An 18,769-nucleotide genomic window follows, 5' to 3' on the forward strand; every position below is an offset into this window, starting at 1 on the left:
AACAATGGTGGCTATAGCTCAGTTGGTAGAGTCCCGGATTGTGATTCCGGTTGTCGCGGGTTCAAATCCCGTTAGCCACCCCATTATTAAAGACTTCATTATTGAAGCATTTGTCGTGAATCGCCTAGTTTGATAGTGCATCATGGCTCTTGGAATAGCGGACCAGAGGTTAACCCTCTTGGAGCAAAGCCAAGTAAAAAGAATTTTGTCGGTGAATAGCGCAGCTTGGTAGCGCATCTGGTTTGGGACCAGAGGGTCGGGGGTTCGAATCCCTCTTCACCGACCACTCTTCGAAAGCCTCGTCAGAAACGGCGAGGCTTTTATACATCCTATAGATGTATTCGGTTAGTAGGAATTTAGTCCTTTTAACTAACCACAAACAATGGTGGCTATAGCTCAGTTGGTAGAGTCCCGGATTGTGATTCCGGTTGTCGCGGGTTCAAATCCCGTTAGCCACCCCATATTGGAAAGCCCCGTCAGAAATGACGGGGCTTTTTTCGTTTTTGTGATTTTCCCCTTCCTTTAACCCCTTCAGTAAAAGTGTGATCTGCTGTCAATAATGTCTATTCTCAGCTTAGATCTCTGGCATGTGACTATTTCACGAGATATAGGTTTACATTAAGGTGTTGAAATGGTTTATGTTTCTACAATGTTAAATGGGGCGTTCTTGCTCTCTGTATATTTATGCAAAATTTAAAAGTGTTAGCTATATCATATAACTGTAATTACAGCTGCTTTCACTGCTAAATGCGGATGTTGTGTATAGGGGTTATATCTGTTTTCTCTCTTGTTTTCTTACTCTTCCTCCATTTTATGTGATTATTTATTCTTTTTTTATTCGTTTTCCTGGTTTTTACTTGCGCGTTGTTGATTTATTGTGAAATATTTGACAGATTATGTCCTGAACATACATTCAGCAAATTATGCTGAAAGAAGGGATTCAATTTTTCAGACAGGGCAGAACGCTGCCAAGCAGTTGGGGTCTGGTAATGGCTTTATTGGAAGTGAAAAACCTGCGTATCGAATACCCATCACGACATGGGGTTCATGCTGCAGTGAAGTCGCTCTCGTTTTCAATTGAACGAGGCGAGATTGTCGGTGTGGTCGGTGAGTCCGGCGCCGGTAAGTCGACCGTGGGCAATGCAGTCATTGATTTGCTTAGCCCGCCAGGACGAGTTGCGAGTGGAGATGTTTACCTCGATGGTGAGCTTATCTCGGGGTTGAAGCCGGAGCAAATGCGCTCAGTGCGCGGATCGAAAATTGGTTTTATTTTTCAGGATCCGATGACCTCGCTTAATCCACTCTTTACGGTTGAGCAGCAGCTGACCGAAACGATTGTGACAAATCTGAAGGTGAGCCAGAGTGAAGCGGTGAAACGGGCCATCAACTTGATGGAACAAGTCGGGATCCCGCAGCCAGAAATACGTATCAAACAGTATCCGCATCAGTTTTCAGGTGGTATGCGTCAGAGGGTAGTGATTGCTATTGCCTTGGCTGGCGAACCGGATTTAATCATTGCCGATGAGCCAACCACTGCGCTGGATGTGTCGATTCAGGATCAGATCCTGAATCTTATTCGCGAACTGTGTCGGAAGAAAAACGTCGGTTGTATGCTGGTGACCCATGATATGGGTGTTGTTTCCAACGTGACCGATAGGGTTGCTGTGATGTATCGCGGTGATTTGGTGGAAATCGGTGATACGGAGCAGGTGTTGTGCCGCCCGAACCACCCGTATACACAAAGCTTAATTTCAGCTGTTCCGCGTTCCGATATTAAACTCAAGCGTTTCCCGCTGGTAAGCTATATCGAAGACGCGAAGGAAATGAGCCAGCTTGATGTGAAAAATCATTGGCTGGGCCAAAGTGAAGATCAACGTCGTTATACCGGTGCCTTGCTGCAGGTTGAGAATGTTAATCTACGCTTTGTTACCAAGGATTCATTTTTCGAAAGCCGTCGTGAATACGTCCAGGCGAATAATGACGTCAGTTTTGAGATCTTTGAAGGGGAAACGTTCGGGTTGGTGGGAGAGTCGGGTTCAGGTAAGTCGACGATAGCCCGAGCGATCACTGGCTTGTATCCGCCTAACTCCGGTAAAATTACCTTTGAAGGTGTCGATCTTACTGCACTCAAAAATGAAGCCGAGCGCCGTCCGCTGCGTCGCCAGATGCAGATGGTGTTCCAGAACCCTTATACTTCAATGAATCCGCGAATGAAGGTTGCCGATATCATCGCGGAACCTATTCGTTTCCACCGACTGACTGAAAATGAAAGCCAGACTCGTCAAATCGTTAATGATCTGCTTGACCACGTAGGTTTAGGTAGTGCATCTGGTGTGAAGTACCCGCATGAATTTTCGGGTGGCCAACGCCAGCGGATTTCGATTGCACGGGCATTGGCTACCCGCCCCCGCCTATTGATTTGTGATGAACCGACATCGGCATTAGACGTGTCAGTCCAGGCACAAATTCTTAATCTACTCAAAGATCTCCAGGATGAGCTGAATTTGACCATGCTGTTTATCAGTCATGATCTCCCGGTGATCCGCCAGATGTGTGATCGCATCGGTGTGATGCAGAAGGGCACCTTGCTAGAGGTTGCCCCGACCGAGCAGTTGTTCACTGCACCACAGCATGAGTACAGTCGTCAGCTGATCTCTCTGATGCCTGAGTTCAAGGGCATGAGTCAGGAAGGACTGAAGTTAGCTTAATCATTTCATGCCGCTGTCTACAGCGGCATAGGACACAACAAAAGCAAATACAACAGCAAGGGAGTTACCTCCCCGCATAAAGGAGCTATGCAATGAAAACCCTCAAGACCAAGTTGGCCGTGGCCTTAATGGCTGCCGGCCTGAGCTTTAGTGCCGCCGCAGCTGACATCAAAGTCGCCTATGATGCTGATCCAGTATCACTTGATCCGCATGAGCAATTATCTGGTGGCACTCTGCAGCTATCGCACATGGTCTTCGACCCATTGGTGCGCTTTAAGCAAGATCTCGACTTTGAGCCACGCTTGGCAACGAAATGGGAGCGTGTTGATGATGACACTTTCCGTTTTCACCTACGTCAAGGCGTGAAGTTCCACTCAGGTAATACCATGACGGCAGATGATGTCGTGTGGACTTTCCAGCGTCTGAAAGATTCACCTGATTTCAAAGCGATTTTCGACCCTTTCTCTGCGATGGAAAAAGTGGATGATTACACGGTTGATCTAAAAACAACGGGTCCATACCCGCTTGTTCTACAAACAGCGACATACATCTTCCCAATGGACAGCAAGTTCTATACGGGCACCACAGAAGACGGTCGTGATAAAGCTGCGATTGTTAAGCACGGTAACTCGTTTGCATCGACGAACATGTCTGGCACCGGCCCATTTATCGTGACGAGTCGTGAGCAAGGCGTGAAAGTAGAATTTGAACGTTTTGATGGTTACTGGGATACCGCCTCTCCAGGCAACGTTGACACTATCACTTTGCAGCCTATCAAAGAGAATGCCACTCGTGTTGCAGCACTGCTTTCTGGTGGTGTCGATATGATTGCTCCTGTCGCACCTAATGATCACAAACGTGTTGAATCTTCGAAGGACTTGGATTTGGTGACCCTACCAGGCACACGTCTTATCTCGTTCCACATGAACCAAAATAGCAACGAAGCGCTGAAAGATGTCCGTGTGCGTCAGGCGATTGTTCACGCGATCAACAACGACGGTATCGTACAGCGTATCATGCGAGGCTTCGCGACAACGGCCTCTCAGCAGAGTCCGGTTGGTTACGCTGGCCACAATGAAGCGTTAGATGTCCGTTTTGATGTTGCTAAAGCGAAAGAGTTAATGAAAGAAGCGGGCTATGAAGATGGCTTCACTTTAACCATGATGGCACCAAACAATCGTTACGTGAACGATGACAAGATCGCCCAAGCTGCCGCCCAGATGCTTTCTAAAATCGGGATCAAAGTTGACCTTAAAACGTTGCCAAAAGCGCAATACTGGCCGGAATTTGATGTCTGTGCGGCTGACATGATGATGATCGGTTGGCACGCAGATACAGAAGATTCAGCGAACTTTACCGAGTTCCTAACAATGACGCGTAATGAAGATACTGGTCGCGGGCAATACAACTGTGGCTATTACTCAAACGCCGAGGTGGATGGTTTGATTGAGGCATCAAACGTTGAAACTGATCCAACCAAACGTTCTGCTCAGCTGAAGAAAGTTGAAGAAATTCTGTATAACGATGCGGCATACGTTCCGTTGCATTGGCAAAACCTAGCGTGGGCTGCAAAGTCTAACGTGAAGATCGCGCCGATTGTGAACGCAATGAACTTCCCGTACTTCGGTGATCTGGTAGTTGAAGAGTAATTCTTCACTGCAACAACGTCAGGCCAAGGTTGGCCTGACGTTTCTTTAGTTTATGAAAGGGATAAGAAATGTTTACGTTTCTGGTTAAGCGCCTGTATCAGGCACTGATAGTGATGTTTGTGATCAGTCTGGTCGCGTTTGCAATCCAGGATAACCTTGGCGATCCGCTGCGTGAGTTGGTGGGGCAATCTGTCTCAGAGGCAGAACGACAAGCACTTCGTGACGAACTGGGCCTGAATGATCCATTTGTGACTAAATACGCTCGCTTTGTTGGTAATGCGGTTCAAGGTGACTTAGGGACATCTTACTTTTTTAAACGTCCGGCACTGGACGTGATAATGGATAAATTGGTGGCGACGCTCGAATTGGTATTTGGCGCCTCCGTGATTATCGTCTTGCTCTCGATACCACTGGGTGTTTATTCTGCGATTAACCCCAAAAGCTTTTTTACCAAAGTGATTATGGCCTTCAGCAGTGTGGGTATATCCATTCCGGTTTTCTTAACCGCTATTATGCTGATGTATGTATTTTCAATAGAGCTCGGTTGGCTACCTTCGTTTGGACGAGGCACTACCACTAGTCCATTAGGTTGGGAATCGGGTTTGTTTAATTTAGATGGACTGGCGCACCTTGTTTTACCATCGATTGCTCTGGCATCGATTATGCTGCCGTTGTTTATTCGCCTCGTGCGCTCTGAAATGCTGGAGGTTTTGAGCTCGGAATATATCAAGTTTGCCAAGGCGAAAGGATTAGCGCTGAACAAAATTTATTATCAGCATGCGCTGAAAAACACCATGTTGCCAGTGATCACTGTCGGTGGTGTGCAGATCGGTACTATGGTTGCTTATACCATTTTGACCGAGACGGTTTTCCAATGGCCGGGAACGGGTTTCTTGTTCTTAGAAGCAATTAACCGGGTCGATACCCCTCTTATTACGGCATATGTGATTTTTGTTGGTTTGATATTTGTGGTCACTAATACCATTGTGGATCTGCTTTACGGTCTGATTAACCCGACTGTTAACCTGACTGGAAAAGGAGCGTAATCGATGTCAATGACTCAAACGACAACACCTAGCCGCTTGCAGCGCTTTCTAGATTCTGATTTCATCTATCACTTCAAGCGCGATAAAGTCGCGATGCTGAGTTTTGCGGTCTTTTTAGCATGCGCACTGAGTGCCGCTTTCGCTCCGTTGCTAGCACCGGTTAACCCTTATGATCCAACCGCCATTGACATCATGGATTCTGAGATGGCACCAATCTGGATGGAATATTCAGACCCGCGTTTCTTGCTCGGTACCGATCCGCAAGGGCGCGACATTTTATCGACCATTCTTTATGGCATGCGCATCTCATTGATCATCGGTATTTTGGCGGTTGCTGTACAGATGGTTCTGGGCGTGGTTATTGGCCTTAGTGCGGGTTACTTCGGCGGCCGTATTGATAGTTTCTTAATGCGCTTTGCCGATATTCAGCTATCGTTCTCTACCATGATGGTGGCGATCATTGTTTCGGCTATCTTCCGCGCTGGTCTTGGTACTCAGCTATATAGTCAGTATGCAGTGGTGATGCTGGTGGTGATTATCGGTATTGCTGAGTGGCCACAGTATGCGCGAACCATTCGCGCTTCCGTATTGGCTGAAAAGAAAAAAGAGTATGTTGAAGCGGCGAAAGTGATGGGCTTCAAGGCGCCACGGATCATGTTCCGCCATATTCTGCCTAACTGCTTGTCACCGATTTTGGTTATCTCAACCGTACAGGTTGCCAATGCCATCATGTCTGAGGCTGCCCTCTCCTTCCTTGGGCTCGGGCTGCCAGTGGACCAACCGTCGTTGGGCTCGCTGATAAGTATCGGCTTTAACTATATCTTCTCTGGCTCCTGGTGGATCACCGCTTTTCCTGGGATGGTATTGGTTGTGTTGGTGTTGGTCATCAACTTGCTAGGTGACTGGTTGCGTGATGTGTTTAACCCGAAAATTTACAAAGGGTGATAGCAAAACGTAGCGATATTCATTAAGTTGTTCCCATTGCTTAGAAAATTAAGTGGGAACAGCGATGATTGATATCGGGGTCAACTTGACTAACAGCCGGTTTGATAAAGACCGCCACGAGGTCGTGGAGCGCGCCAAAACAGCGGGTGTCCACGGCCTTATTCTTACCGGTACCAGTATCGAAGAAAGCCGACAGGCGGTGGCAATGGCCCGTCAGTGGCCGGGCTATACTTACAGCACCGCAGGGGTGCATCCCCATGATGCCAAAAGTGTCCAAGACTTGGCGCTGACCGATCTCCGCGAACTGGCTGCTCACCCTGAAGTGGTGGCCATCGGTGAATGTGGACTCGACTTTAATCGGGATTTCTCTCCAAGACCGCAGCAGGAAGCCGTATTCGAGGCCCAGTTGGCGTTGGCTGCTGAGCTTAATATGCCTGTTTTCATGCACTGCCGTGATGCCCATGAGCGCTTTATGGCAATTCTCAAGCCGTGGCGCGATAAGTTACCGGCAGCAGTATTGCATTGTTTCACCGGTACCCAAGAGGAGCTTCGGGACTGCTTGGCGCTGGACTTGCACATCGGGATCACCGGTTGGGTCTGTGATGAGCGCCGCGGCACCGAGTTGCGTGAGATTGTTGCCGACATTCCAGATAACCGCTTGATGGTGGAGACCGACTGTCCTTATCTGCTGCCGCGGGATTACCGGCCCAAGCCAAAATCGAGCCGCAATGAACCCAAGTTTCTGCCCCATATCGCGTCCGTGATTGCAGAGTGTCGCGGTCAGCAACCTGAGCAAGTGATGGCCAATGCGTTTGTTACCACCCAGGCATTTTTCAATATCGGATCAACAGCCACCGAATGAGGGTGGTATGATCCACATAAGCGATTTAACCCAAAAAGGAGTATGCAGTGTCTGTATCTATCCAGGGCGCGTTTCCGGCACGCCGTATGCGTCGTATGCGCAAGCATGATTTTAGTCGCCGTTTAATGGCCGAAAATCAGATTTCTGTGAATGACCTGATTTACCCAATGTTTATCCTGATGGGTAAGAACCGTCGTGAAACCGTCGATTCCATGCCGGGGATAGAGCGTCTGTCTATTGATCTTATGCTTCAGGAAGCCGAGTACCTGGCTACGTTGGGTGTCCCTGCGATAGCCTTGTTCCCAGTGGTATCGCAGGACTTTAAGTCAACCTGTGCTGCGGAAGCCTTCAACCCGGAAGGTCTGGTCCAGCGAGCAGTCCGTCTGCTGAAAGAGCATGTGCCACAGATAGGCGTGATCACCGATGTTGCCCTCGATCCGTTCACCATCCATGGGCAGGACGGCATCATCGATGAAGACGGCTATGTGATCAATGATGTCACCACCGAAGTGCTGATCAAGCAAGCCTTGTCTCATGCTGAAGCGGGTGCTGACGTTGTTGCTCCGTCGGACATGATGGATGGCCGTATCGGTGCAATCCGCGAAGCGCTGGAAGAAGCCGGTTATGTTCATACTCAAATCATGGCTTATTCTGCTAAGTATGCGTCTAACTACTACGGCCCGTTCCGTGATGCGGTCGGCTCGTCAGGTAACCTGAAAGGTGGTGATAAGAAAAACTATCAAATGGATCCGGCCAACAGCGACGAAGCACTGCATGAAGTGGCCATGGACGTCAACGAAGGCGCTGACATGGTGATGGTCAAGCCGGGTATGCCATATCTGGATGTGGTGCACCGGGTGAAAAATGAACTGCAGGTACCGACCTTTGCCTATCAGGTCTCGGGTGAGTACGCGATGCACATGGCAGCGATCCAGAATGGTTGGCTCAAGGAGCGCGAAACTGTGATGGAATCCTTGCTGTGCTTCAAGCGTGCGGGCGCCGACGGTGTCCTTACCTACTTTGCTAAATCAGTTGCCGAGTGGTTGGCAGAAGATGCCGCTGCCCGCCAGACTGAGCTGGATAACCTAAGCGAATAATCTGAAAGAAGAGTAGGTAAGTCTTTACTTATCGGCTGTGATAATCAGGGCCTGCACTATGGTGCAGGCCCTTTTGTTAGCGCTGAATAATCGCAGATGGTCAGGGGTGGACGTTGCGGTTGATTGGGTTTTGCAGCGAGATCAGGGTCTCGGTTGACTGGACTTCGTCGATTGCCTGCAGCTTATCAATCAGCACGTACTGCAGCTCTTCTATCGATTTGCACATCAACTTGACGAAGATATTGTACGCCCCGGTGGTGTAGTAGGCCTCGACCACCTCGTCAAGCTCATTGAGCTTGGTCAGTGCCGAGTGGTAGTCCCGTGCTGCGTTGAGGTTGATACCGATAAAGCAGCACACGTCGTAGCCGAGTAGCTTGGGGTTGATGATCACTTCGGTGCCGGTGATGATTTCAGCTGCACGCATTTTTTCGACCCGGACATGGACGGTAGCAGGGCTGACGTTGAAGCGCTTGGCCATTTCGGCATAGGGGGTACGGGCATCGCTCATCAGGGTATTGAGGATTTCCCGGTCGAGATCATCAATTCGAATTTGGCTGGTCATGGTGGAAGCAATCCTTGGTTTATACGTGCTTGGTCATATCTTATACTGACACCACGCTATGTCGCTAAATTATATTAAAAAATAGCCGTTTGGCTAGTTACTGTCCCTTATGCGCTTGATTGTTATTTTTTCTTCTCAGCGGGTTACCGCTCAAGGCGTCGACCTACGATACTTTAGTGATCCATTCTTACCACAAGGGCATTCGCTGGACGGATGGTTTTCAGGCCGGGCTGGAGTCGGCCGCCAGTATGCAAGGGGGTCGCTCCATGTTAATTATATGGACAGTAAGTGCTATCAGTCACCGGCTTATCTCAATGAAGATGGGCAAGCAGACGGTAGATGAATGTGTCGAGAATGAAGCGAACCTTGCCAAGCTCGGTGAATTGGAAATGGATTATGCCCTGGGCTATGTGTTTGGCTACCCACAGCCGTTGCCTAAGCTGGTTGCTCAATTGAGCCAGCGTAAAGAGGTGTTATAATCCGCAACTTAATGCCTGCCGTGTTTGGCTGGCAGGTGCTGTATTTACCGGAGTGTGTGTGTGCAACTAGCCTTAATTTCTGAGTCCCCTGAGCGTCAACATGAACTTGATCTGTTGGCTGAACGCTGGGGACTATCCCATGACCCAGACAGCGTGTTTGCATTGGTCCTGACAACTGAGCGGCTGGAGCTTCGCAAGCTTGATGAGGCTAAATTGGGCGCGGTATATGTCGACTTGGCGAGTGGCGCCGTGGCACATAGGCGTAAATTCGGTGGTGGCCGGGGTCAGGCGATTGCCAAAGCGGTGGGTCTCAAGGGAGGCGTGACACCAACCGTGGTTGATGGTACGGCAGGATTGGGACGCGACGCGTTTGTTTTGGCCTCGCTCGGCTGCAAGGTACAGATGGTCGAGCGCCACCCAGTAGTGGCTGCGTTGCTGGACGACGGTTTGGCCCGCGCCAAAGCGGATAGCGAAATCGGTGGCTGGATCAGCGAGCGGATGACACTGCTGCATGCCTCGAGCCATAACGCGCTGGAGTTGCTGGCTGCCGATCCGGATTTTGTGGCCCCGGATGTGGTGTACCTTGATCCGATGTACCCACACAAGAAGAAATCGGCGTTGGTGAAAAAGGAAATGCGGGTGTTCCAAACTTTGGTCGGGGCCGATCTTGATGCTGATGGTTTGCTGGCCCCAGCGTTAGCTTTGGCCACCAAGCGGGTGGTTGTCAAGCGGCCGGATTATGCCGAGTTTTTAGCAGGGCAAAAGCCTGCGACAGCCATCGAAACCAAGAAAAACCGCTTCGATGTGTATGTGAAAGCAGCAATGAAGTAGCAGTTGGCGGTTAGCAGCGGTATATTGTAATGAGAATAGTTACTCCGGCCTGACAGGGGTCGGACGGCCGGAGATGAGGGAATGGCAAAGTCGTTATGTAAATATCGCCGGGTTGAGATCACGGCCCAGTTTTCCACCATTAGCCGGATGGTCAGTACGGCTAATTATATGTGCAGTAGCTGTGCCCGTGTGGCCTCGGAAAAAGGCTACCTGTGTAAGCCTAGTGCCCTGAAGCGTCCGACAGATATGGCTCATGTGATCAAACCGAGTTTGGCGGCGGTCGAAGCGGTAGCCGTTGATACGGCGGCGGTTTCCGAGGTGACCAACGTGTCCTCTTTAGCGAGGGCTTCTGCCCCGGCCCCTGTTTTGGCTACCAAGCTGGATACGCCAGTGCCAGTTATTGCTTCGCACCCAGCGGTGGTTGCGTGCCGTAAAGTGGCAAGGAAGAAAGCCAAGCAGCTTAAAAAACTGAAGAAACTGGCAAAGAAGCAGAACAAGCAGTTGAAGAAGGCCATCAAGGCGACCCGTCGCTATCACAAGGCTATAGAGAAGGCTCAAGCTTCGGTGTAGCGAGCTATTGACGGGTATAAAAAAACCTCCTGGCGGAGGTTTTTTTGTTCTGGGCAATTATGATTCTTTGATCAGTACTGCTGTCATCAGGCAGGTGATCACAGAAACAATGATGCCAGAAACGATTAACCAAGGAAGCATATCCATAGTTAGGTATCCATCTGTTGAGCAACATGAGCCCCTATTGAAACCTGTTTACAAAATGCTAGCAATGGGATGGATATAGCTTGAAACGCCTGTTAACAAATGGAAACGAATATTCGCTCTGGGACACATAATTCATTGTCTTTAAGTATAAAAAAGCACCCTCTTGGGTGCTTTTTAATTGCTGGATGTTATGTTGCTTTTTTGTTAGCTTTTGGCGGGTAGTGCCAGAGTCAGGGCTTGTCGTGACAATGCGGCAGCGCCTTGTTTGTCATCTAGCTGCTCCATCACTTCAACCAAATAGCCGTAGTCAGCGACATCGCTGCGCAGAGCGATGGCTTTCTCGAAATGCTCTTTAGCTTCTTCCAGCTTGCCTTCACGCATAAACAATTGGCCTAGTGCGCTATGGGTGCTCGGGTTGTTGCTATCATAGCGGAGTAAATCCTGCAGGCGAACAATTGCTGGGTGGCTGTCGGCCAGTTTTAGGGTCGGGATAAGGTTGATCAACGACTCGTCAATGTTCTTTTTCAAGGCATCACGCAGCACGGTATAGGCTTCACTGTCGGCGTTGTATTGGCTCATTAGTTTGACGAAACACGCCACGAGATCCGGGCGTTGCTTGGCCTTGCGGCTCAAACTGTTCCAGTGACCCATCAGGCCTTCACTGCCTTGTTGCTTAGCGATGTGGCGCATGATGCCGCATTCGGCTTTCGCTTCGAGTTTGGCTGCCTCTTCAGTATCTACCACACCAGATTTCTCCAGTTGAGGAAGCAGTGCTAGCAAGGGTTTCCAGTCTTCAAGACGGACGTAGCAGTCTTTCAATAGGGTCAGTAGCACGGGGTTGCGGCTATGGTCGTGCTTGATATCTTGCAGAGTGGCAACAGCCTGCTCAAATTGCTGCTGGCGGAACTGAAGCTTGGCGCGGGTCAGGGCAACAGCCAAGCTCTGGCCATCAAGGTCGGCAGCCAGTCTCAGGTATTCGTCCCGTTGGCTGGCATCGCCTTGGCCTTGTGCGGCTTCGGCTGCTGCTAAGTAGTTCAGCAGTGGTGCATCGCTGTGCTTGGCTGACTTGACCACCAGTTTTTCAGCCTGTTTCCAGTCACCTTCGATCACCTTAGTCAGGCCTTCAGATGTCTGTAGGCGGGCTTTGCGGGTTTTACGGCCTGAGAACCAGCCGCGGGTCGAGCTACCCAGTGAGAACAGGCGTTTGAGGATATTCTCCAGCAGGAAAAAAGCACCGAACAGCACGACCACGAGGATGATCAGTGTCGTCAGGCTCATTTCCACGGTTTGGTTGGCCGCCGAGATAAGCACATAACCTTGGTTTCCGGCCAGCATCGGGCCGACAACGATGCCGGCAATCAGTGCGGCGACCAGCAATAGCAATTTGATCATGCAGGGTTCTCCTCTGTGCTAAGCGGTTTCACCTGCTGGCGTAGACGATCGCTGATAGTATCGGTGATCAGTGCTTGCGACTGCAGCTTGCTCGGGTAGTCGGCTTCGATGTTTTCTTGGCCGAGTGCCTCGAGTGTGGCGATGAAGCTCTGAACGGCAGGATCGTCCATATTATAGAACTGCTCAGCCCAGTCTTTGGCCATGGCCAATGACGTGATATATAGCTCGCCCTGCTCGCGGTATACCGACTTGATCGCGGTTTCCAGCTTAGACTTGATGTTTTCCTGCAGGTAGAAGTCTTGCTTCGGAGTCAGCAAAGGGATAACACTGCCATCGCGCTGGCGGTAGGTGATGAAGTGATCGCTGAAGTTCTTCAGTGAGGTCATCATGTTTTGCTTCCAATCGTCGACGGAGGTAGACACTTCGGTGGTCTCTACAACTTCGGCTTCTGGCAGAATAGCGTTGGCCAATGGTAGCTTGCCAATTTCTTCCTGGAGGCTAGTAAGGCGCAATACCAGGCCATCACGGTCAATACGGGCAACCGCTTTCAGTGCTGTGATATCAGTATGCATCGCCTGGCGGATAGGCGTTAGGCTTGGATCGTTAAGCTCAGCGATACGGTGATCGGCAGATTCGAGCAAAATAGTCGCACTGGCGGTGTCATGTTCCAGCCACAGTTTTCGGCCCGCCATCTTGACCAGGTAATCGGCCTCCGCCAGCAGCCAGTCGTTTGGACGGCGGCCTTTCATTTCTGATAGGGCCATCTGCAAACCGGTAATCGACTTTTCCTGCTGCTCAATCGACGTTTCGGTGCGCTGCAGGCTGGAATTAACTTGGCTTAGGGTTTCTTGCTGGGATGTTTTGAGAGATGACTGAAGCTGGGATTGAAGTTGTGAGACTTCTTGCTGCAAAGCCGCCATTTGGCTGTTTTGGGTTTGGGTCTGTTGGTGCCCGTGGTAGTAAAGACCGGCACCGAGAGCGATGACCAAGGCGATAGCAATTGCACCGGTTTTGCTGCCACCCGGCTTTTCGCTCGGTTGACTGGCTGGTGCTGCGGCGGCCGGTTGTGCTGGCTGCTCTGCTTTTACCTGTTTTTCAGGAGTTGGCTTTTTCTCAGCGGCTGGCTTTGGCGCTTGCGCTTTGGCGCTTGCTTGTCCTTGCTTATTGGTATTGTTTGCTGCGGATTGTTGTTTATCTGCAGGGTTTTCATTATTGGTTTTTTTATCAGTCATCCGATTTTCCCATTGTGCCTATTTTGCTTAGGGTCGTGAACAGCGGGCCATTGGCCGCACTTCCCACATTGGAAATTAAACGAAAACCAAGCCCATGGGCTTGATCGGCGATTCGCTGGCTTGGTACGAATAGCTGGCAGTTAAGAAACCAAGCCATAGCGCTGTCTGGTATAAGCTTGACCAGTTGGTCAAGTTGCTCACTGCTGGTGACGACCAGGGTGTCAACTTTGGCCTGCTGCCAACTCCGGCTCAAGGCCGGGCCATCAAGCGGTAACCAGTTGCGCTGGTATGTCTCGCAATAGGAGACATCTGCCCCACCTTGGCACAGGCGCTGGTAGATCAATTCGCGCCCGCCATTGCCGCGTAAGATGAGCACTTGTCGCTCAGCTACATCAGACAATATTGGCAAGGCCAACAGTCCCTCACTGTCGCAACGCCCGGACGGGGACAAAACAGTTTGTCCTGTATAGTCTTGCAGCGCTGCGGCGGTTTTCTGGCCGACCGCTATATAATGCACGTTTTTTGGCCAACTGGCACCTACTGACATCATGTAATTGTGCGCTAGATTGGCGGCGTGAACACTGACGGCAATCAGAAAATCGCCATTTTTCAGGTGAGAGAGTGCGTTAGGTAGGTGCTGAAGTTGCTGCCCCGGCTGAATTTCCAGCAGGGGCTGCGCAATTGCGTTGATCCCCGCAGCGATCAGCTGCTGTGTTAGCTGGTGGCATTCTGGTGCCGGGCGGGTGATCAGTATGGTCATCAGGCGTTGCCGTAAAGCTCGTCGAGAATAGTCTTGGCCCCATCGGCCAACAGCTGATCGGCGAGTTCAAGGCCCAATTTTTCGGCGTCATCGCGAGGGCCGCGGACTTCACCGCGAACAATCTGGCTTCCGTCAGGCTCACCGACCAGAGCGCGCAGCCAGATCTGATCGCCTTCCAGTACCGAATAGCTGCCGATTGGTACCTGGCACCCGCCTTGTAGGCGGTTGTTCATGGCGCGCTCGCACAATACGCGGGTTTCCGTATCTTGGTGGTTCAATGCAGCCAGTAGTTTGCATACACGCTCGTCGTCAAGGCGACATTCAATGCCAACAGCGCCTTGGCCTACCGCCGGTAGGCTGGTTTCCGGGGCAATGGCCTCGCGGATACGATCTTCCATTTTTAGGCGCATAAGGCCAGCACAGGCAAGGATGATGGCATCATATTCGCCGTCATCCATTTTGCGCAGGCGGGTGTTGACGTTGCCGCGCAGATCTTTAACCACCAGATCAGGACGTTGGGCACGCAGCTGGCATTGGCGACGCAAGCTTGATGTCCCTACTACGGCACCGGCTGGCAGTTGCGCCAGATTTTCATAGTGGTTGGAGACAAACGCATCACGTGGGTCTTCTCGCTCACAGATGGTGACGAGGCCCAACCCTTCAGGGAACTCTACCGGGACGTCTTTCATTGAGTGTACGGCAATGTCGGCACGGCCTTCCAGCATCGCCACTTCGAGTTCTTTGACAAATAGCCCTTTGCCACCCACTTTTGCCAACGGAGTATCGAGAATAATATCGCCTTTGGTGACCATAGGAACCAGTTCGACTTCCAGGCCGGGGTGGGCTTGCTCTAGAGCTGCTTTGACAAATTCGGCTTGCCACATTGCGAGTGGGCTCTTGCGCGTGGCAATACGGATTGGGGTATCGGTCATAGGATCGGGTCCATATATGTAATTGAGCACTATTATTATTGTTTCTAATCCTACCACTACTGGGCAGGGATGGTAATTGATGTGTGGCTGCGAGTGCGTTGGGGCAATATTGTCTTGCTATAAACTGCAATTAATGTGATATTGGTCACATATGTTCTCGGTGGTATACAGATAACCGATCGCAAAGTGGCGGTTTGGTGAGCTTGTACTAATTTGTGAGAAAGTGACTACGGAAAGGTCCGCTGGCAACATTTCAGTCCATTAATAACCTGTCATAAAACGGCGCTATCTTTACGGTTAATACAAAAACTGTTAGATTGATCACGTTTTTACTCCTGGTTCGAGCCATCTCAACCGCTTTAATGACAAGATTTGGGCCGCTCTTAAGCTGGTAGCTCTTGGAAGAGTAATTTGCAGAACTATATTGAAACGCTTAAAGGTAGATTAGATAAGCTCAATGAGCTAAGACTCGAGCGGGCGCGTGCCGCCATGACACCGCAGTCTGTACAGGTGTTCAATCTGTTGCCTATCTTACTTCACTATAATCACCCGGCGGTACCTGGCTATCTTGATCAGGAAGTATCGGTGGGGATTGCGTCTTTTACTGCCACCAAACAGCAGCAACAGTTGATCGATGACTGTGGTTTGGCCAGTTCTACTCCGATTTATACTCCTGCAAATGATATGCACCCTATCCAGGGGCTTTATGCGATGGGCAGTACCGCCTCGTTGGGGCAGAGTCTAACCAGCGATCTTGATATTTGGGTCTGCATCCGGACCGACATGCCAGCTGAAAACCGTCAGGCTCTCGATGCCAAGTGTGCGGTGATCTCTGAATGGGCCATGGCCCAAGGAGTTGAGGCAAACTTCTTTCTGATCGACGAAAACCGCTTCCGTGAAAACTTCTCTGAGCAGATGACCGGTGAAAACTGTGGTTCAAGCCAGCATTTATTGCTACTTGATGAGTTTTACCGTTCAGCCGTTAATCTGGCTGGCCAGCGCCTGCTATGGTTTATGGTGCCGCCGGAAATGGAGGAGTGTTACGATGATTACATCTGCTATCTTGAAAATGGCGGGTATATCCATCGTGATGAATGGATAGATTTTGGCGGTGTGTCCCGCATTCCGGCCGAGGAATATTTTGGTTCCAGCTTGTGGCAACTCTATAAAAGTATCGACTCGCCGTATAAGTCAGTACTAAAAGCCATCCTGCTTGAAGCTTATTCTTGGGAATATCCTTATACCCAACTGCTTAGTGTTGACGGTAAACGGCGTTTCTTCTCCATTGACCGTACAGAATTCTGCATGGATGCCTATTACCTGATGCTGGAGAAGGTGACCCGTTACCTTGAGCGTATCAATGATCACCGTCGTCTGGATCTGGTTCGTCGTTGTTTTTATCTCAAGACCCATGAAAAGCTGACCCGCGCGCCTGCGTCTGGCTCGGTACCGTGGCGCCGTAAGGTGTTGCAGGAGCTGACCGACGAATGGCAGTGGCCGCAAGAGGTACTTGTAGAGCTCGATCGTCGCCGCGACTGGAAGGTCGAGCAGGTCAAGAGTGCGCACAACGAACTGCTCGATGCCTTGATGCTCAGCTACCGTAACCTGATCCGTTTTGCCCGCCGTAATAACATTACCTCGGCAATCAGTCCGGAAGATATCAGTATTTTGGCCCGTAAGCTGTATGCGGCATTCGAGGTACTGCCGGGCAAGGTGACCTTACTCAACCCGCAGCTGTCCCCGGATTTGCATGAGCAGGATTTGAGCCTGATCCAGGTACCGGCCGGGCGAACTAATACTGCTGGATGGTACCTCTACAAGCAGTCGCTCGATCCGATGGCTATCATGGGCCGCCCGGCACTGGAGCATAACCGCTACCTCAGCAAGTTGGTGGCATGGGCCTATTTCAATGGACTGTTGACTGAATCGACCTGCCTGCACAACGTAATACGCGACTCAGCGGTTGATATCGACAAGCTTTACCAGCTGGTCAGTGATATCCGCAATACTTTCCCAATCCGTCGTCCGCAACCGAGTTTGCAGGCGCTGTCGAGCCCGTGTGAAATTCGCCAGCTTGGCCTGTTTGTCAATTTGGAGAACGACCCTACCACCCGGCTGCGTAACCGCTCGGTCAAATTTGATTTCAAGAATACTGATATCTTCAGTTATGGCCCAGACCAAATGTGCTTGGTCGGTAGTGTCGATTTGGTGTACCGCAATTCGTGGAACGAAGTGCGTACCCTGAACTTCACCGGTGACAGTGCCATGCTGGATGCATTGAAGACGGTATTGGGCAAGATGCACCAAGATGCGTTGCCGCCGGAGTCGGTGGACGTATTTTGTTACAGCAAGCACATGCGTGGCTTGATCCGCAACTTGGTGTACCAACTGGTGGCCGAGTGTATCGAGATGCGCCTCAAGCCAGTTGAGCAGGAAAAGCGTCGCCGTTTTAAGGCGATCCGTATTGCCCGTCAGACCCACGGCCTGTTCTTTGAGCGTCGCGGCGTGTCGGTGCAGAAACTGGAAAACTCCGTCGACTTCTACAGCTGTATCTCGACCAACAAACTGCTGGGCTCGGCTAATTTGGTGATGGGCAAGACCGACGAGCCACATCCGCCGGAAATTGTCGATGCTTATGCCAGCGAAGGTTTGATCCAGTTTTTCTTCGAAAATTGTGATTCAGGGTTCAACATCTATATTCTGGATGAGTCCAACCGTATTGAGGTTTATCGCCAGTGTAGCGGTGACAAGGATGAGATGGTGCATGGGGTGAACCGTTTTTACACTTCGGCCCATGATCGTTTTAGCTATAGCGCTAATTTTATCAATTTCAACCTGCCGCAGTTTTACGACATTGTCCATAGCGAAAATGGCGCGCCGCAGGTACTACCGTACAAGAGCGGTCAGCAGCCGTCGCGACGACCGGAGGTAACTCCTCAGCCGTTGATGAACGCCAACTTTTCGCGCTAAGTCGCTGAAAATAAGCAAAGAAAAGCGGGAGCCTAGGCTCCCGCTTTTTTGTTTGGGCAGGTTGATGATTAGGCTTACCAATCGACAGCTTCACCGGCGTGTAGTGAGCATTCTTTTTTGACCAGGGCGATAAGTTCGTTGCCACTACGGGTACAGTGCCACTCGCCATCCTTGTACTTGAAGTGATAACCGCCTGATTTTGATGCCAGCCAGATTTCATGTAATGGCTCTTGGCGGTTAATCACAATTTGGCTGCGGTTTTCAAATTCCAGTGTCAATACGTTGCCAGTGGTCTCGTATTCGATGTCGACACCAGATTCGTCGATGCCTTCTTCGATGCTCATCAGCACTTCATCTGCTAACTTATGAAATTCTGTATCATTCATCCCCGATCGTCCTATTGCTTTTCCTAGTGTGGGTGCGATTATAGAGGGCAATGAAATGATAATCACTGGCTTTCAAAAATGCGTAAAGGTTTATTAGCAATTTTGGTGTTGGGCGTACTGGCCCTTACCGGTTGTGGTCAGAGTGGGGCTCTCTACATGCCTGACGACAGCGAGCAGCAGCAACAGAACGATCAATAAACG

General features: G+C 50.5%; 17 protein-coding genes and 3 tRNA genes. 14 read left to right on the top strand and 6 right to left on the bottom strand.

The window, feature by feature from the left end; translation table 11 throughout:
• The first annotated feature begins 7 nt into the window (after positions 1 to 7).
• The 9 genes from NHN17_RS07370 (at position 8) to hemB (ending at position 8,307) form a co-directional block, all read left to right on the top strand.
• A tRNA-His gene (locus NHN17_RS07370) sits at positions 8 to 83 on the top strand.
• Positions 84 to 209: 126 nt separating this feature from the next.
• A tRNA-Pro gene (locus NHN17_RS07375) sits at positions 210 to 286 on the top strand.
• A 99-nt stretch (positions 287 to 385) separates the two neighbouring features.
• Positions 386 to 461: transfer RNA gene (locus NHN17_RS07380), tRNA-His, on the top strand.
• 528 nt (positions 462 to 989) lie between these two features.
• A complete protein-coding gene (locus NHN17_RS07385; protein ID WP_255041574.1) occupies positions 990 to 2,708 on the top strand; it encodes an ABC transporter ATP-binding protein in 1,719 nt (572 codons plus the stop codon).
• A gap of 92 nt (positions 2,709 to 2,800) precedes the next feature.
• Positions 2,801 to 4,357 (top strand): ABC transporter substrate-binding protein, encoded by a 1,557-nt coding sequence (locus NHN17_RS07390; protein ID WP_255041575.1) that lies wholly within the window; start codon positions 2,801 to 2,803, stop codon positions 4,355 to 4,357.
• A gap of 68 nt (positions 4,358 to 4,425) precedes the next feature.
• Entirely contained in the window at positions 4,426 to 5,403 is a 978-nt protein-coding gene (locus NHN17_RS07395) for an ABC transporter permease (RefSeq protein WP_255041576.1), read from the top strand.
• A 3-nt stretch (positions 5,404 to 5,406) separates the two neighbouring features.
• Entirely contained in the window at positions 5,407 to 6,348 is a 942-nt protein-coding gene (locus NHN17_RS07400) for an ABC transporter permease (protein ID WP_255041577.1), read from the top strand.
• Between the two features lie 64 nt (positions 6,349 to 6,412).
• Entirely contained in the window at positions 6,413 to 7,210 is a 798-nt protein-coding gene (gene tatD / locus NHN17_RS07405) for a 3'-5' ssDNA/RNA exonuclease TatD (protein WP_255041578.1), read from the top strand.
• 47 nt (positions 7,211 to 7,257) lie between these two features.
• Positions 7,258 to 8,307, top strand: coding sequence for a porphobilinogen synthase (gene hemB, locus NHN17_RS07410; protein WP_255041580.1), 1,050 nt, complete (start codon positions 7,258 to 7,260; stop codon positions 8,305 to 8,307).
• 100 nt (positions 8,308 to 8,407) lie between these two features.
• Here the strand turns inward: hemB and asnC are convergent, their stop codons facing one another.
• The gene (asnC, locus tag NHN17_RS07415) at positions 8,408 to 8,869 is read right to left on the bottom strand and encodes a transcriptional regulator AsnC (RefSeq protein ID WP_255041581.1); all 462 of its coding nucleotides are present in this window, start codon (positions 8,867 to 8,869) and stop codon (positions 8,408 to 8,410) included.
• A 119-nt stretch (positions 8,870 to 8,988) separates the two neighbouring features.
• On the opposite strand from asnC, the gene NHN17_RS07420 reads away from it, so the two are divergent.
• The 3 genes from NHN17_RS07420 to NHN17_RS07430 all read left to right on the top strand — a co-directional run bounded on the left by NHN17_RS07420 (position 8,989) and on the right by NHN17_RS07430 (position 10,749).
• Positions 8,989 to 9,348 carry a hypothetical protein gene (locus NHN17_RS07420; RefSeq protein WP_255041583.1) on the top strand — a complete coding sequence of 120 codons (360 nt, stop codon included), beginning with the start codon at positions 8,989 to 8,991 and terminating at the stop codon, positions 9,346 to 9,348.
• 60 nt (positions 9,349 to 9,408) lie between these two features.
• Positions 9,409 to 10,179: a class I SAM-dependent methyltransferase gene (locus NHN17_RS07425; RefSeq protein ID WP_255041584.1), complete on the top strand. Its 771-nt coding sequence runs from the start codon at positions 9,409 to 9,411 to the stop codon at positions 10,177 to 10,179.
• A gap of 81 nt (positions 10,180 to 10,260) precedes the next feature.
• Complete coding sequence (locus NHN17_RS07430) at positions 10,261 to 10,749, top strand: hypothetical protein (RefSeq protein WP_255041585.1); 489 nt, start codon at positions 10,261 to 10,263, stop codon at positions 10,747 to 10,749.
• Between the two features lie 351 nt (positions 10,750 to 11,100).
• Here NHN17_RS07430 and NHN17_RS07435 read toward each other — a convergent pair whose 3' ends face one another.
• From NHN17_RS07435 to hemC, 4 genes are read right to left on the bottom strand one after another with little or no spacing between them, the layout of a single operon-like run.
• On the bottom strand, positions 11,101 to 12,288 hold the full coding sequence (locus NHN17_RS07435) for a heme biosynthesis protein HemY (protein ID WP_255041586.1): 1,188 nt from the start codon (positions 12,286 to 12,288) through the stop codon (positions 11,101 to 11,103).
• Entirely contained in the window at positions 12,285 to 13,520 is a 1,236-nt protein-coding gene (gene hemX, locus NHN17_RS07440; protein ID WP_255041587.1) for a uroporphyrinogen-III C-methyltransferase, read from the bottom strand. The genes NHN17_RS07435 and hemX overlap by 4 nt, the downstream gene beginning before the upstream one ends.
• Complete coding sequence (locus NHN17_RS07445) at positions 13,513 to 14,280, bottom strand: uroporphyrinogen-III synthase (protein WP_255041588.1); 768 nt, start codon at positions 14,278 to 14,280, stop codon at positions 13,513 to 13,515. Before NHN17_RS07445 ends, hemX begins: the two co-directional genes overlap by 8 nt.
• Entirely contained in the window at positions 14,280 to 15,212 is a 933-nt protein-coding gene (gene hemC / locus NHN17_RS07450) for a hydroxymethylbilane synthase (protein ID WP_255041589.1), read from the bottom strand. Before hemC ends, NHN17_RS07445 begins: the two co-directional genes overlap by 1 nt.
• 411 nt (positions 15,213 to 15,623) lie before the next feature.
• On the opposite strand from hemC, the gene NHN17_RS07455 reads away from it, so the two are divergent.
• On the top strand, positions 15,624 to 18,182 hold the full coding sequence (locus tag NHN17_RS07455; protein WP_255041590.1) for a class I adenylate cyclase: 2,559 nt from the start codon (positions 15,624 to 15,626) through the stop codon (positions 18,180 to 18,182).
• 74 nt (positions 18,183 to 18,256) lie between these two features.
• On the opposite strand, the gene cyaY is transcribed toward NHN17_RS07455, so the two are convergent.
• On the bottom strand, positions 18,257 to 18,568 hold the full coding sequence (cyaY, locus tag NHN17_RS07460; protein WP_255041591.1) for an iron donor protein CyaY: 312 nt from the start codon (positions 18,566 to 18,568) through the stop codon (positions 18,257 to 18,259).
• Positions 18,569 to 18,646: 78 nt separating this feature from the next.
• Between cyaY and lptM the strand changes: the two genes are divergently transcribed.
• Positions 18,647 to 18,766 (top strand): LPS translocon maturation chaperone LptM, encoded by a 120-nt coding sequence (lptM, locus tag NHN17_RS07465; RefSeq protein WP_255041592.1) that lies wholly within the window; start codon positions 18,647 to 18,649, stop codon positions 18,764 to 18,766.
• Positions 18,767 to 18,769: the final 3 nt, after the last annotated feature.

The sequence above is a fragment of the Photobacterium pectinilyticum genome, assembly GCF_024357955.1.
GTDB classification, from domain to species: domain Bacteria; phylum Pseudomonadota; class Gammaproteobacteria; order Enterobacterales; family Vibrionaceae; genus Photobacterium; species Photobacterium pectinilyticum.